Source organism: Campylobacter sp. CNRCH_2007_0968H (assembly GCF_025773245.1).
Classification (GTDB): domain Bacteria; phylum Campylobacterota; class Campylobacteria; order Campylobacterales; family Campylobacteraceae; genus Campylobacter_D; species Campylobacter_D lari_D.
This window is the reverse complement of the sequence record NZ_JAKMTQ010000002.1, coordinates 135,022-148,609: the sequence shown is the minus strand read 5'-3', so window position 1 is coordinate 148,609 and position 13,588 is coordinate 135,022. Positions and strand designations below refer to the sequence as shown.

Here is a 13,588-nt window from a genome sequence, read left to right as displayed (position 1 = left end):
AAATAAGGAAAAATAATGAAAAAAATGATACTAATAGCAGGTCCTTGTGTAATAGAAAATGAAGAACTTGTTTTTAAAGTTGCACAAGAGCTTGAATGCTTTTTAAAAGATGATAGAATTGATTTTTATTTTAAATCAAGTTTTGATAAAGCAAATAGAACTAGTATTAATAGTTTTAGAGGGCCAGGCATTGAAAAAGGCTTGGAAATTTTGCAAAAAGTGAAAGATAAATTTGGCATGCAAATTCTTACTGATATTCATGAGAGTTCTCAAGCAAGTGTTGCGGCTGAGGTTGTAGATGTTTTACAAATTCCAGCCTTTTTATGCAGACAAACTGATTTATTAGTAGCTGCTGCTAAAACAAAAGCCAAGGTAAATGTAAAAAAAGGGCAATTTTTAAATCCTGAAGATATTAAATACAGCGTAGCTAAAATTTTACAAACTAGAGGCATTAATGAAGAAGGTTTTGAAATAGCCAAAGAAAATGGAATTTTTGTAGCTGAGAGGGGTTCGAGTTTTGGCTATGGAAATTTGGTTGTAGATATGAGAAGTTTGGTTATCATGAGAAAATATGCTCCGGTTATTTTTGATGCTACTCATAGTGTGCAAATGCCAGGAGCAAATGGTGGAAGTAGTGGAGGCAAAAGTGAATTTGTAGAGCCATTAGCAAGAGCTGCTGGTAGTGTAGGCGTAGATGGATTTTTCTTTGAAACGCACATTGATCCTTGTAAAGCTTTATGCGATGGACCAAATATGCTTGATCTTTCAAGACTTAAAAACTGTGTAAATACGCTTTTAAAAATTCAAGAAATCATTTAAAAAAGGAAAATTATGAAGATAATAGAGGGAAATTTAAGTTTAAAAGGTGATGAGAAAATTGCGATTATCAATGCAAGATTTAATCATATCATCACAGATCGTTTAGTTGAAGGTGCTAAAGATGCTTTTTTAAGACATGGAGGCAAGGAAGAAAACTTAAGTCTTATCTTAGTGCCAGGTGCTTTTGAAATTCCTTTTGCATTAAAACAAGCTTGTGAGAGTAAAAAATTTGATGGAATTTGTTGTGTTGGAGCAGTAATTCGTGGAAGTACACCACATTTTGATTATGTAGCAGCTGAAACTACCAAAGGTATAGCAAGTGTAGGGCTTGGAGCTAATGTGCCTGTGAGTTTTGGAGTTTTAACAACTGATACCTTAGAGCAAGCCATAGAAAGAGCAGGTAGTAAAGCAGGTAATAAGGGCTTTGAAGCTATGCTTACTGTGGTTGAAATGCTTAATTTAATCCAAAAAATTAAGGCTTAAAATGGCTACTAGACACCAAGTAAGACAAAGTATAGTTTCTTTGCTTTATGCAGCACAGCTAAATCAAGAAAATAAAGATTTTATCAATGAATTTTTAGATGAGAAAAAAATTCGCAATGACCAAAGAAAATTCACTCTAGATTTATATGATGGTATCAATGAGCAACTTACTTTGCTTGATGAGAAAATCAATGAGTGTTTAAAAGAGCACAAATTAGATGGAGTAGCTAGTATAGAAAAGGCCATTTTGCGTTTAGGTACTTATGAGATTTTATTTACTTCTACACAAAAAGCGATTATCATTAACGAGGCTATAGAGCTTGCAAAAGAAATGGCAGGAGATAATGCTCCTAAATTTATCAACGGGGTGTTGGATAAAATCAACAAGGAAAAGCAATGAAACTTTGTGTAGCTTTTGATGTGTCAAGTTATGATGAGTGTATTAGTTTGGCTAAAGAATTAAAAGGTTTAGATCTTTGGGTTAAAATAGGACTTAGATCATATTTAAGAGATGGAGTAAAGCTTTTAGAGGCGATTAAAAAAGTGGATGATTTTAAAATCTTTTTAGATTTAAAGCTTTATGATATACCAAATACCATGGCAGATGCTTGTGAAGAGCTTGCTAAGCTTGATGTGGATATGTTTAATATCCACGCAAGTGCAGGTAAAAGTGCTATGTGCATGATTATGGAGCGTTTAAGTGTTTTGAGCAAAAGACCTTTGGTGCTTGCTGTATCTGCTTTAACTAGTTTTGATGAGCAAGAATTTTTTAGTATATACAAACAAGATATCAAACAAGCTGTTAAGGAATTTTCTAAAATTAGCTATGAAAGCGGTCTTGATGGTATGGTTTGTTCGGTATATGAGAGCTTATTGATTAAAGAAAATACAAATACAAATTTTATTACACTAACTCCTGGAATTCGTCCTTTTGAAGAAAATTTAGATGATCAAAAAAGAGTAGCTGATATACAGTGTGCTAAGGATAATCTGTCAGATTTTATCGTGGTTGGAAGACCTATTTATAAGGCAAAAGAACCTAGAATGGTTTGTGAGAATATATTAGAGCATTTAAAATAAGCCTAGAGGCTTATTTTAAATAAATTTTCATTTTCTTATTTTCTAAAATAATTCCATCATCATCACTAATAATTTGAAATTCTCCATTAAAATATCTTAAGAAGTCGTTTTCAAATTTCATAGATTCTTGATCGCAAAGCATTTTTGTCGAAGCAAGATTATCTTCTATTTTGATACTACTTCCTTGATCTTTATAGTTTCCAAAAAATCTATTACATCCTGATACACCAAAAACTCTTTTATCTTTATTATCAAAACTAATGCTTGCTTTAGTATTTTGAGGAAGTTCATGATTTTTTCCATTAGCTTCATAAGAACTTATAGTAAATTCTTTATTTTGTAAATCATCAACACTTAAATTTGCCACAGAACACCCACTAAAAATAGCTAAGCTCGCTATACTTAATGTGATTATTTTTTTCATTTTTATACTCCTTTGATTTATACATGAAAATGTTTTAATTCATCCTCTAAATTTTGACAAACTATATTTAACTCATGAGCAACATCTAATAAAATTTTTGAAATTTCTTCATTTTTATCACTTAATTTTACCGTTTCTTGCATTTTATCAAGCAAAGATTGCAAAGTTTCTTGTGTGCTTGAAATTTTTTGCATGCAAGCATTTGCTAAATCTCTTGCATTTTCATTGCAAACTTTTACTTCATTGGTTCCTTCTACAAGTTCTTTTGCATCTTGATTTAAAGAGTTAATTTCGTTAGCATTGTGTTTTAACTCTTTAGAAACTTCATTGATACTATCTACCAATTGTTTGGTTACGATGGCAATATTTTTTAAAAATTCTTCTGAATTTTGAGCAAGATTTCTTACATCTTCAGCAATAACTGAAAAGCCGCGACCAAATTCTCCAGCACGCGCAGCTTCAATACCTGCATTTAAAGATAATAGATTGGTTTTATCAGCAATTTCTCCCATCATGTCAGAAGCTTTTTTAATCTCTTCTGCTTGTTTTTCCATAACTTCTACTTTTTGAGATAATATATCTTCATTTTCAGCTACAACTTTTACCTTATCTACTACTTGATTTAATGAGTCAAGCATGGTGTTTAAAACTTCAAAAGATTTTGTATTGGCTTTATTTGCGTTATTTGAAAGTTCAGCAAGATCTTGTAATTCTGTATGAATTTGCTCACTTAAATGATAAGATTCATCAGTTTTTGTATGACCTTCTTTAGTTCTATTTGCTAGATCAAGTGCATTAGCATTTAAAAGTTTAGATTGTTTATCTACCATTTGAGAGTTTTTATTAGTAGAAACTACTGCATTTTGAATTTTTTCAATAAATTGGTTGATGTAGGTGCAAGCTTTACCTATTTCATCGGTGCTTTTTATATTAATTCTTGCGCGTAAATCTCCATCGCCGCTAGCTAGTTCTTTAGCATGTTTTAAAAGATCTAAAACAGGATTACCTACAACTATTTTCAAGATATAAAGTACGGCAAAAACGGTAAAAAGTAAAGCAACGCTAAAGATTATAATATAAGTTCTAGCTGAACTTGCCAAATCATCATCTACATGTTTTAAATCATTATACATATCCATAACACCTAAAACATCGCCTTCTTTAGCATTAGCATGACAAGCAAGACAACCTTTATTGGCGATAAGTGGGCGTATAAGTCTTAGATAATGTCCTTGATCGTTATTGATTTCAACGGCTTTAATTTCTGGCTTGTTAAATTGCTCGTTGATAATACTCTCATCACTTTTTGTAAAATGTTGTATTTCAAAGAGCTCAATTGTGCTTTTTGAAGGATAAATTTTAATATCTTTTATACCTTCTATTTCACCCGCATCTTTTATAGCTTGTTCTATAATAGCAGGATCGCCTAAATTCATTGCCATTCTTAATGTTTGAAAAACAGAAGTGCTTAAAGTATCTAAATGTGCACGGCTGATTCTATCTGTAGTTTGTTGAGAATCTTTTTGTAAGATAATCTGCATGATAATAAAACTAATTAGCAATGTAGAAATCATTGCTAAAGATATTTTTGCACCTATGCTTTTAAACATTTAAAACTCCTTTTATTAGTGTAAAAAGTGTCTTATGCCGCTAAAGTATAATGCAATACCATACTCATTAGCAGCTTGAATAATATCCTCATCTCTTATACTTCCACCTGGTTCAATGATGGCTTTTACTCCTATTTTGCTAGCCTCATCTATACTATCCCTAAATGGAAAGAAAGCTTCGCTTGCTAAAACACAACCATTTAGATCAAGCCCCATTTCCTTGGCTTTATTAATAGCTGCTTTAGCTGCATCGATACGACTTGTCATACCCATACCAATGGCTACCATAGCTCCATTTTTTACATAAACTACATTGTTTGATTTAGTAAATGCAGCAATTTTCATAGCTATTTCAAGATCTTTTAATTCTTGTTCATTAGCTTTTCTTTCGCTTTTTAAAATTGCATTTTTTAATTCATCTTCTTTAACTTCATCACTATCTTGATATACAAAACCACCATCTATGTGTTTAAAATCATATTTATCATAAGCTCTAGTTAAAAATGGCGCTTTTTGTGTAAAGATTTTAATACGCTTTTTATCTTTAAAAACTTCCAAAGCATCATCGTCTACATTTGCTGCAATGATTACTTCTATATAAATTTCATTGATTTTTTGCGCTAATTCTTTATCTAAGGTTCCATTGATAGCAACAACTCCTCCATAAGCACTCAAGGTATCGCATTTAAGAGCATGGATATAGCTTTGGAGTAAGTTTTCTTTTATGGCAAATCCGCAAGCATTTGCATGTTTGACTATGGCTACTGCCGGAGCTTTATCAAAAGCACTTGCTAAATTTAAAGCCGCGTTAATATCGGTTAGATTGTTAAAACTTGCTTCACCTTTTAAGGTTGTAAAATTGTGTGTGAAAAAGTCATCAAATTCATATAAAGCACCTTTTTGATGAGGGTTTTCTCCATATCTTGTGTCAAACACTTTTTGACCTACGATAAATTTACTTGCACCAAAGCCACCATTAAAACGCTCATTCATATAATTTGCTATGTAAGCATCATAATTTGCTGTATGCTCATAAGCTTTGATCATCAATGCTCTTCTAAAATCAAGATCTAAGGTATTATCTTTTAAAGCTTGTATGATTTTATCATAGTCTAAAATATCACAAACGACAATGACATTTTTAAAGTTTTTTGCACCACTGCGTATCATAGCAGGACCACCAATGTCGATATTTTCTACAATCTCATCAAAATCTTGGGTTAAAATTGTAGTTTTTTTGAAAGGATATAAATTCACACAAAGCAAGTCTATACTTTCGATGTTGTAATCTTTGGCTTGTTTTTGATGATCTTCATTTTCTCTTTTGTATAAAATTCCACCATGAATTTTTGGGTGTAATGTTTTAACACGCCCTTCAAACATTTCAGGGCTTTGAGTAAATTCACTAACTTCTTGTACTTGTAAATTATTTTCTTTTAAAAGCTTATAAGTACCTCCGGTGGATAAAAGCTCATAACCTAATTTAGTAAGTTCGCTAGCAAATTCTACAACACCTTCTTTATCACTCACACTAATTAGTGCTTTCATTAATTTTTCCTTTCTATATATTGTTTTAAAAATTCATATGATTCATTAATTTCTTGAAATTTTTTAACACCTTCTTTGATTTTTTCTTCATCACTATTGTTTGCGTTTAAAATATCAGGGTGGTATTTTTTGGCAAGTTCTCTATAGCGTTTTTTAAGCTCTTGTAAGTTTGCATTTTCATTTAAGCCTAAAATTTCACAAGCCTTTTGTAAATTCATACCTGTATTTTGTGTTTGCATAGAGTTTAAAAGTTTTTCAAGTATATTTACATCAAGTTCAAAAGCTCTAATGATAGCTCTTAAGACATCTTTTTTGGTATTGTTAAGTTCTCCATCAATCAAAGCCATTGCTACTAAGACATTTAAAATATTAATTCTTTCTTGTTGTGGTAAAGGCACTTCTTTGATAAACTCTTTGGCTATATCAAAAGTATCATTTAAAGTGTTTTTATGTTCATTAAAACATTGTTTTAAAAAATCTCTTTCTTTTTTATCTTTAGCATTATAATCAAGAATTTGTGAGATCATGTTTGCTTCGTTCTCGCTAACTCTACCATCACTTTTTGCTATTTTTGCTAAAAGCGCTATAACATAATAGTTTAATCTCCTTTTAAAGCCATCAATCCTTTCTTCATGATAGCCTTGTTTAAAGCCTTGAGAGAAGCTTTTAGCTCCTTTTTTGAAAGAGCCTAAAAGATCATCTTTACCCCAAGTTTTATAATACCAATAAAATGCAAGAATTGCTAATACTAATAAAACAAAAAGCATTTCTATCCTAAATATTCTTTAAATTTATCAAAATAAATTTTTTGTAGTTTTACTAAAGATATCTTAATATCATCTAAAACGAAATCTTTTTCATTTAAAATTCCAAGTTTTGCAAAATTAATTTTCATTTTGTTTGCAAATTCAATAAAATTTTCTTCATTTTTAACACCAATTACAACTCTAGTTGGACTTTCTTCAAAAATAAAACTTCTGTTTTTAAAATTTGTTTTTACATTTACACCCAAATTCGCCTTTGCGCTCATTTTGGCTAAAGTCATAGCAAGACCACCTATGCCTATGCTATTAGCACAATCAAGTAACTTTGCTTCGTTTGCTTTTAGTAAGAAATCCCATAGTTTTAATTCTGCTTTAAAATCTATATCTTCAAGCTCTCCTGCGACTTTTTGATCTAGTACTTTAGCAATCAAAGATCCACCAAAACTACCTTTGCTTTCTCCTATTAAATAAATAGCTTGCGTTTCTTTACTAAAGTATGATTTTAAAACATTTTCTGCTTTTTCGTGAATACCAACGCAAGCTATGGTTGGACTTGGAAAAATACTTACTCCATCGGTTTCATTATATAAAGAAACATTTCCGCTTACCACAGGGGTATTGAGTTCTTTACAAGCTAGTTTAATACCTTCGCAGCCTTGAGCAAATTGCCACATTACTTCAGGGTTTTGTGGGTTGCCATAGTTTAAACAATCACTAATTGCCAAAGGTCTAGCTCCCGAGCATGCTATTTTTCTTCCCGCACTTGCAACGGCTGCTGCTGCACCGATTTTTGGATTTACATAGTTTAATCTTGAGTTGCACTCAATGGCCATAGAAAGCAAGCAATTATTTTCTTTAATTCTAATACTATTTGCACCTAAAGCCCCATCGCTTTTTAAAGTGTTAGTTTGTACGCTTGAGTCAAACTGCTCATAAATATAAGCTTTATTGCTGATATTTTCATTTGCAAGAAGTTTTTCAAAGGCTTCTTGAGTGGGAATGCTAAGTTTAAATTGATAGTTTTTTATTTCATCTAAGTATTTTGGCTTAGCCACAGGTCTATCAAGTATAGGTGCTTTTTCGCTTAGTGGTTCAATAGGGATTAGACCAACTAATTCATCATGCCAAAATAATTCCATTTTGCCAGTATCTGTAACTTCGCCTATAATGGCTGCATCAAGCCCCCACTTATTAAAAATCTCAATAACTTTTTCTTCATAGCCTTTTTTAGCACAAATTAGCATTCTTTCTTGAGATTCACTTAGCATTAACTCATAAGGAGTCATACCTTCTTCTCTCATAGGAGTTTTATCAAGGTAAAGTTTCATCCCGCTACCACTGCGTCCTGCCATTTCAAAAGAGCTTGAAGTAAGTCCTGCTGCACCCATATCTTGAATTCCAACTATATAATCAGTTTTGAAAAGTTCCAAACAAGCTTCCATCAATAATTTTTCAGCAAATGGATCACCAATTTGAACAGTTGGTCTTAAGCTTTTGCTAGATTCATTAAAACTATCGCTTGCCATTACAGCTCCACCAAGTCCATCACGACCAGTTTTTGAGCCTACATAAATTACAGGATTTCCTATACCTTCAGCCTTTGCATAAAAAATATCTTCGATTTTGCAAGTTCCAAGTGCAAAAGCATTAACTAAGATATTTCCATTAAAGCACTCATCAAAAGCACATTCTCCACCTATAGTAGGAACACCCATACAATTACCATAGTGTGAAATTCCACTTACTACACCCTTAACTAAATATTTTTGATGTTTGCCTATTTTTTCATCATGGATATTACCAAATTTTAAAGAATTCATACCTGCAACAACTCTAGCACCCATGGTAAAAACATCGCGTAAAATTCCACCCACACCAGTAGCTGCACCTGCAAATGGCTCTATAAAACTTGGGTGATTATGACTTTCTACTTTAAATACAGCAGCCATTCCTTTGCCTATATCTATTACTCCAGCATTTTCACCAGGACCTTGGATTACCCAAGGAGCTTTAGTTGGAAAGCCATTAAGGTATTTTTTACTTGATTTATATGAGCAATGTTCACTCCACATTGCAGAAATCACTCCAAGTTCTAATAAATTAGGTTCTCTACCTAGTATATTTAAAATTTCTTGATATTCCTCATCGCTAATTTTGTGTTGTTTTATAACTTCTTTATCCATAATTATCTCCTTTTTATTTTCCTAAACAAAAATTACTAAACATTGCATCTAAAATTTCATCTCTTTCAAAATTTTTGGTAAATTGAGCTATTTCTCCTATGGCTAAATTTAATTCAAAAGCAAAAAGTTCTAAAGAACTTTCCTTTAATAAATCCCTTGCACGCAAAATAGCTTCACTAGCATTTTTACAAGCATTGAGTATTAAAGTATTGCTAATTAGCATTCCATCGCCATCTAAAGTATTTAAGTATTCATTTAAACTTTCTTTAATGGCTTGGGCGTTTTCTTGGGCGCAAATGCGTATACAAGAAGTGCTAATTTCATGTTTAAATTTGGTAGCCAAATCGCTTTTATTTAAAACATAAATGATTTTTTTATCACAATCTTTTAAAGCTTGTAAAATATGTTTATCTTCTTCTTCAAATTCTTTAGATCCGTCAAAAACAGCTATAATAATATCTGCTTCTTTAATGCTTTCATAACTTAAGTTGACTCCGATTTTTTCTATCTCATCATCTGCGTTTCTTATGCCTGCTGTGTCGATGATTTTAATTAAATGTGAGCCTATTTTTAAACTTTCCTCGATACGATCTCTTGTGGTGCCTGCAATATTAGATACAATAGCTCTATCAAATGCTAAAAGCGAATTTAACAATGAACTTTTTCCGGCATTTGGCTTGCCGATAATAGCAACTTTAAAGCCATTTATAAGACCTTTTTTACTTAAGGAAATATCTACTATATCGCTTAAAAGTTTTGAATTTTTTTCACACATAGCAATGATTTGATCAAGTAGATCTTGCGGTAAATCATCATCTGCATAGTCAATGCTAGTTTCTACAAAAGCAAGAGTTTGAACAAGGTCTATTCGAATGGCGTTTAAAAATTTACTTAAATCACCTTTAATATTTTTTGCTATGATATTTGCAGCACTTGTTGATTTTGACATGATAGCATCTTGTATGCTTAAAGCTTTTAAAAGATCCATTTTGCCATTTAAGCAAGCTCTTTTGCTAAATTCTCCAGGATTAGCAAGGCGCGCGCCTGCTAAAACAAGCTCATCGAGTAAAATTTCACTCAAAGAAAAACCGCCATGAAGTTGAAATTCTACAATATCTTCTCCTGTAAAAGAGTAGGGTGCTTTAAAATAAATTACTAAAGCCTCGTCTAAAAAGTCATTATTGTTTTTATAAAGTTTGCACAAGCGTGCATAGCGTGGTGTGAGTTCTTTTTTGTGGGTAATTTTTAATGCAAGTTCTAAAGCTTTTTTTCCACTTACTCTAATGATGCTTATAGAGCCCACTCCGTGAGCTGTAGCAATAGCAGCTATCGTGTCATTCATTCATTTTTCTTCAAAAAATCATTCACAACGATATATCTTTGATCGTCATTTTGTTTGATAGCTACATACTTATCAGGAAAGCGTTCTCTTAATTTTTCTAAAGCAAGTTTTAGCCAAATTCCATCTAGTGGTTTTGTTTGAACTCTTCCAGTGTTCTCTACTTTTTCTATGAGAATTTTTAAATAACTATCAATAGCTTGGGTTTGGTTTTCCAAAAATTGTGCTATTTCTAGTCTTGGTTGAATTTTATATTTAGCATTAAGCCAATTATAAAGTAAATATGAAAAAGCTTTATATCTGTGAGCTTCTTTGCCTATAAGCAAGGCTGCATCTTCTCCATCAAGTTTAATTAAAACACAGGTTTCATCCCAAACACTAACTTGCACAACTTTAATATCAAAATCAAAAGTTGCTAGTAAATTTTCTAGTGAAATTTTTATCTCATCAATATAAGAAACAATGTTTTTTTCTTCTGAAGACTCCTTATGAAAAGAATCAAAAATAGCATCATTTTTTACTTTGTAATGTTCTTTAGGTTGAGCAATATTTTCAATTGGTTTTTGAAAATTTTCTTTATATTCTTTTTTATATTCATTTTTTTCAAAATTTTTTTGAGAATATTTGTTAAATTTCTCATTTTGATTTTTTTTAGGTTTTTCATTATGGACTTTTTGAGTTTTTTTATGTCCTTTAATACAGATTATCGCATTTTTTTTAAAAAGGCCAAAAAATCCTGCTTTAGCATGTTGAATAACTTCGTATTCTAAGTCAATCACAGAGCACTCAAGTTGTTTTGAGGCTTCTATGAGTGCAGTTTGTAAGTCTTTAGCTTCTATGTTCATGTTTAGCTATTTCCTCTTTTTTGTGGTTTTTGAAAAGCTTATTAACAATTACTTGTTGGATAAGTGAGCATATATTATTTACACACCAATATAAAGTTAAACCTGCTGGGAATGTTAAGAAAAAGAAAGTGAAAATTAATGGTAAGAATTTCATAATCTTTTCTTGCATAGGATCTTGTATAGCCATTGGTGTAATAAGTTGTTGGATAAACATAGTTAGACCCATAAATATAGGTAAAATAAACCATGGATCCATCACAGATAAATCTGTAATCCAAAAAGCCCAAGGTGCAGCTTTAAGTTCTATGGCATTTAGTAAAACTCTATAAATTGCAAAGAAAATTGGAATTTGAATGAGTATAGGTAAACATCCGCTCATTGGGTTTGCACCATGTTTTTTATAAAGTTCCATCATATGTAAATTCATTTTTTGTGGATCACCTTTGTAGCGTTCTCTAATTTCTTTCATTTTTGGTGCTAAATCTTTGAGTTTATTCATAGAAATCATTGATTTGTAAGTAAGTGGGAAAAGAATAATACGCACAATTAAAGTCATCACTACGATAGCCCAACCCCAATTACCCAAATAACCATGTAAGAAATTTAAAAATTCAAACATAGGTTTAGCTATAAAAGTAAACCAACCATATTCTACCACATCATCTAAATCCGCATGAATGCTTCTTAAAATTTCATGCTCTTTTGAACCTATATATCCGGTTGCTTTAAAATTATTAGTTGCACTTGCAAAAACGATAGAATTTTCGTGATTATCTTTAGTAACTACTGCATTTAAAGGTTTTTCAAAATTATAAAAGAAAGTACTATAATAGCGATCTGAAGCTGCCATAAGGGTTACATTAGAAAAACTTTCATCGTTTTCTATATCACCATCTTCTAACATTGTTATTTTATCATCTTTATCTAAGATTAAAACTCCATGTACTGTATAACTATCAACTGCTATATTTGGACGATAACCTGGAGTGATAAAATAAGCTGTATCTTTGCTTAGATTTACTTCTAAATCATAATTTCCATATTTGTGAAAAGTGATTTTTTTAGTTATTATTAGATCATTTAAATTTTGAGTAAGAATTAATGTTGTATTTTCATCATTTACATTGATAGTTTTTTGACTAGCTGTATATACTGTATTGAATGCCTCTTGATTTATCTTTGCATCACTAAATCTTATTTCTAGTGGCAAAGGTGATAAAGAAGTATCTACTAGATTAATGCTTTTACCATTTTCATCTTTATATTTTTCATCGCTTAGATAAAATTTAGCTATTCTACCTAAAGAGTCAATATGTGCTTCAAAATGCTCACTTTTAACAACTGCTATTTCTTCTTTTTGATTAACACTAAGTTCTGTCTTTGGAGCTTGTGTATTTGTATTTGCGGTTGTAGTTTGTGGAGCTGAATTGTTTTGTTCTATATGAGTGATATTTTGCTCATTTTGTGGTGCTTTTGGAATAAAAAAATAATCATAAACTACAAAAAATAAAAATGATAATACAACGGCAATTAATATGCGTTTTTGCTGGGATAAATTTTCTGACACGGATTGTCCTTTGGAAATATAATCTTAATTAAAAAAAATTGATTATCATTGCAAGGGATATAAAAATAATTGAGTTGTTTTAAAGCATTAAAACTAGGTTTAAAACATACACCTGAGTTTAGAGTATTCTTGCGTATTTTAGGATAATCAATACCACCTTTAAAAAACGGATTGCATTTTAAAATTCTTAAAAAAACTGCACCAAATGCTTTAAAAATATTATTTTTTTTAAATTGCCATAAGGCATATTCAGAACAACTTGGATAATACCTGCAGCATTGTGGCTTAAAAGGGCTGATAAAGAGCTGGTAAAATCTAATAAGTTTTAAACAAGCTATTTTATACATCCTATTTTTTTCAAACCCCATTTCAAGTTTTTTTCTAATTTTAAAAAAGGAATTTCAGTAATACTTGTCTTAGCTACAAGTATGTATTTCCCGTTTTCGACTTGATTTTTAACCTGAAAAAAAGCTGATCTTAAGAGCCTTTTGGCTCTATTTCTAACGACAGCTTTTCCAACTTTTTTACTAGCAACAACAGCAAATTTTTTTTCTTTACTTAAAGTATAAAAGATGATTACACCTTCACAGTGCCACTTTTTACCTTCTTTATAAATTGTTGCAAACTCTCCTAAGTCGTTAATACTTAGAAAATCTTTTATACCGCTAATCTTTTTCTACCTTTAGCGCGTCTAGCATTGATCACCTTACGACCATTTTTGCTTTTCATACGCACGCGGAAGCCATGAGTTCTTTTTTTAGGAGTTTTGTGTGGTTGATATGTTCTTTTCATATTCTTTCCTTAACTTAAAATAAAAAACAAAATAATAAGCGTGTATTTTATCAAAATCTTACTTAAATCTGCTTTTAATTAAGAGTTATTTTAAAAGTTTTTGCTAAATTTTTGTTTTATTTTTATGTATTTTA

15 protein-coding genes are annotated in these 13,588 nt (G+C 31.0%); 4 read left to right on the top strand and 11 right to left on the bottom strand.

Annotated features, from left to right (window positions below):
- Positions 1-15 precede the first annotated feature (15 nt).
- The 4 genes from kdsA to pyrF are packed head-to-tail and all read left to right on the top strand — an operon-like array spanning position 16 to position 2,382.
- The gene (kdsA, locus tag L8Y18_RS02005; protein WP_263676164.1) at positions 16-819 is read left to right on the top strand and encodes a 3-deoxy-8-phosphooctulonate synthase; all 804 of its coding nucleotides are present in this window, start codon (positions 16-18) and stop codon (positions 817-819) included.
- Between the two features lie 12 nt (positions 820-831).
- Positions 832-1,302, top strand: a complete 471-nt coding sequence (gene ribE / locus L8Y18_RS02000; protein WP_012661257.1) for a 6,7-dimethyl-8-ribityllumazine synthase — start codon at positions 832-834, stop codon at positions 1,300-1,302.
- A 1-nt stretch (position 1,303) separates the two neighbouring features.
- Positions 1,304-1,702, top strand: coding sequence for a transcription antitermination factor NusB (nusB, locus tag L8Y18_RS01995; RefSeq protein WP_263664753.1), 399 nt, complete (start codon positions 1,304-1,306; stop codon positions 1,700-1,702).
- Positions 1,699-2,382: an orotidine-5'-phosphate decarboxylase gene (pyrF, locus tag L8Y18_RS01990; RefSeq protein WP_263659334.1), complete on the top strand. Its 684-nt coding sequence runs from the start codon at positions 1,699-1,701 to the stop codon at positions 2,380-2,382. Before nusB ends, pyrF begins: the two co-directional genes overlap by 4 nt.
- A gap of 10 nt (positions 2,383-2,392) precedes the next feature.
- On the opposite strand, the gene L8Y18_RS01985 is transcribed toward pyrF, so the two are convergent.
- From L8Y18_RS01985 to rpmH, 11 genes are read right to left on the bottom strand one after another with little or no spacing between them, the layout of a single operon-like run.
- Positions 2,393-2,806, bottom strand: a complete 414-nt coding sequence (locus L8Y18_RS01985; RefSeq protein ID WP_133319320.1) for an META domain-containing protein — start codon at positions 2,804-2,806, stop codon at positions 2,393-2,395.
- 17 nt (positions 2,807-2,823) lie between these two features.
- Positions 2,824-4,416, bottom strand: coding sequence for a methyl-accepting chemotaxis protein (locus L8Y18_RS01980; RefSeq protein ID WP_263665645.1), 1,593 nt, complete (start codon positions 4,414-4,416; stop codon positions 2,824-2,826).
- A gap of 15 nt (positions 4,417-4,431) precedes the next feature.
- Positions 4,432-5,964, bottom strand: a complete 1,533-nt coding sequence (gene purH, locus L8Y18_RS01975; protein WP_133319318.1) for a bifunctional phosphoribosylaminoimidazolecarboxamide formyltransferase/IMP cyclohydrolase — start codon at positions 5,962-5,964, stop codon at positions 4,432-4,434.
- Positions 5,964-6,731 (bottom strand): DnaJ domain-containing protein, encoded by a 768-nt coding sequence (locus L8Y18_RS01970; protein WP_133319317.1) that lies wholly within the window; start codon positions 6,729-6,731, stop codon positions 5,964-5,966. Before L8Y18_RS01970 ends, purH begins: the two co-directional genes overlap by 1 nt.
- Before the next feature lie 2 nt (positions 6,732-6,733).
- Positions 6,734-8,911: a phosphoribosylformylglycinamidine synthase subunit PurL gene (gene purL / locus L8Y18_RS01965; RefSeq protein WP_263660573.1), complete on the bottom strand. Its 2,178-nt coding sequence runs from the start codon at positions 8,909-8,911 to the stop codon at positions 6,734-6,736.
- Between the two features lie 13 nt (positions 8,912-8,924).
- Entirely contained in the window at positions 8,925-10,253 is a 1,329-nt protein-coding gene (gene mnmE / locus L8Y18_RS01960; RefSeq protein ID WP_263660574.1) for a tRNA uridine-5-carboxymethylaminomethyl(34) synthesis GTPase MnmE, read from the bottom strand.
- Entirely contained in the window at positions 10,250-11,095 is an 846-nt protein-coding gene (locus tag L8Y18_RS01955; protein ID WP_133319314.1) for a Jag N-terminal domain-containing protein, read from the bottom strand. Before L8Y18_RS01955 ends, mnmE begins: the two co-directional genes overlap by 4 nt.
- Positions 11,079-12,662, bottom strand: a complete 1,584-nt coding sequence (gene yidC / locus L8Y18_RS01950; RefSeq protein WP_263661572.1) for a membrane protein insertase YidC — start codon at positions 12,660-12,662, stop codon at positions 11,079-11,081. The genes L8Y18_RS01955 and yidC overlap by 17 nt, the downstream gene beginning before the upstream one ends.
- Positions 12,626-13,009: a membrane protein insertion efficiency factor YidD gene (yidD, locus tag L8Y18_RS01945; protein WP_039664776.1), complete on the bottom strand. Its 384-nt coding sequence runs from the start codon at positions 13,007-13,009 to the stop codon at positions 12,626-12,628. The genes yidC and yidD overlap by 37 nt, the downstream gene beginning before the upstream one ends.
- Positions 12,997-13,323: a ribonuclease P protein component gene (rnpA, locus tag L8Y18_RS01940; protein ID WP_082018444.1), complete on the bottom strand. Its 327-nt coding sequence runs from the start codon at positions 13,321-13,323 to the stop codon at positions 12,997-12,999. The genes yidD and rnpA overlap by 13 nt, the downstream gene beginning before the upstream one ends.
- Positions 13,320-13,454: a 50S ribosomal protein L34 gene (gene rpmH, locus L8Y18_RS01935; protein WP_012661270.1), complete on the bottom strand. Its 135-nt coding sequence runs from the start codon at positions 13,452-13,454 to the stop codon at positions 13,320-13,322. The genes rnpA and rpmH overlap by 4 nt, the downstream gene beginning before the upstream one ends.
- Positions 13,455-13,588: the final 134 nt, after the last annotated feature.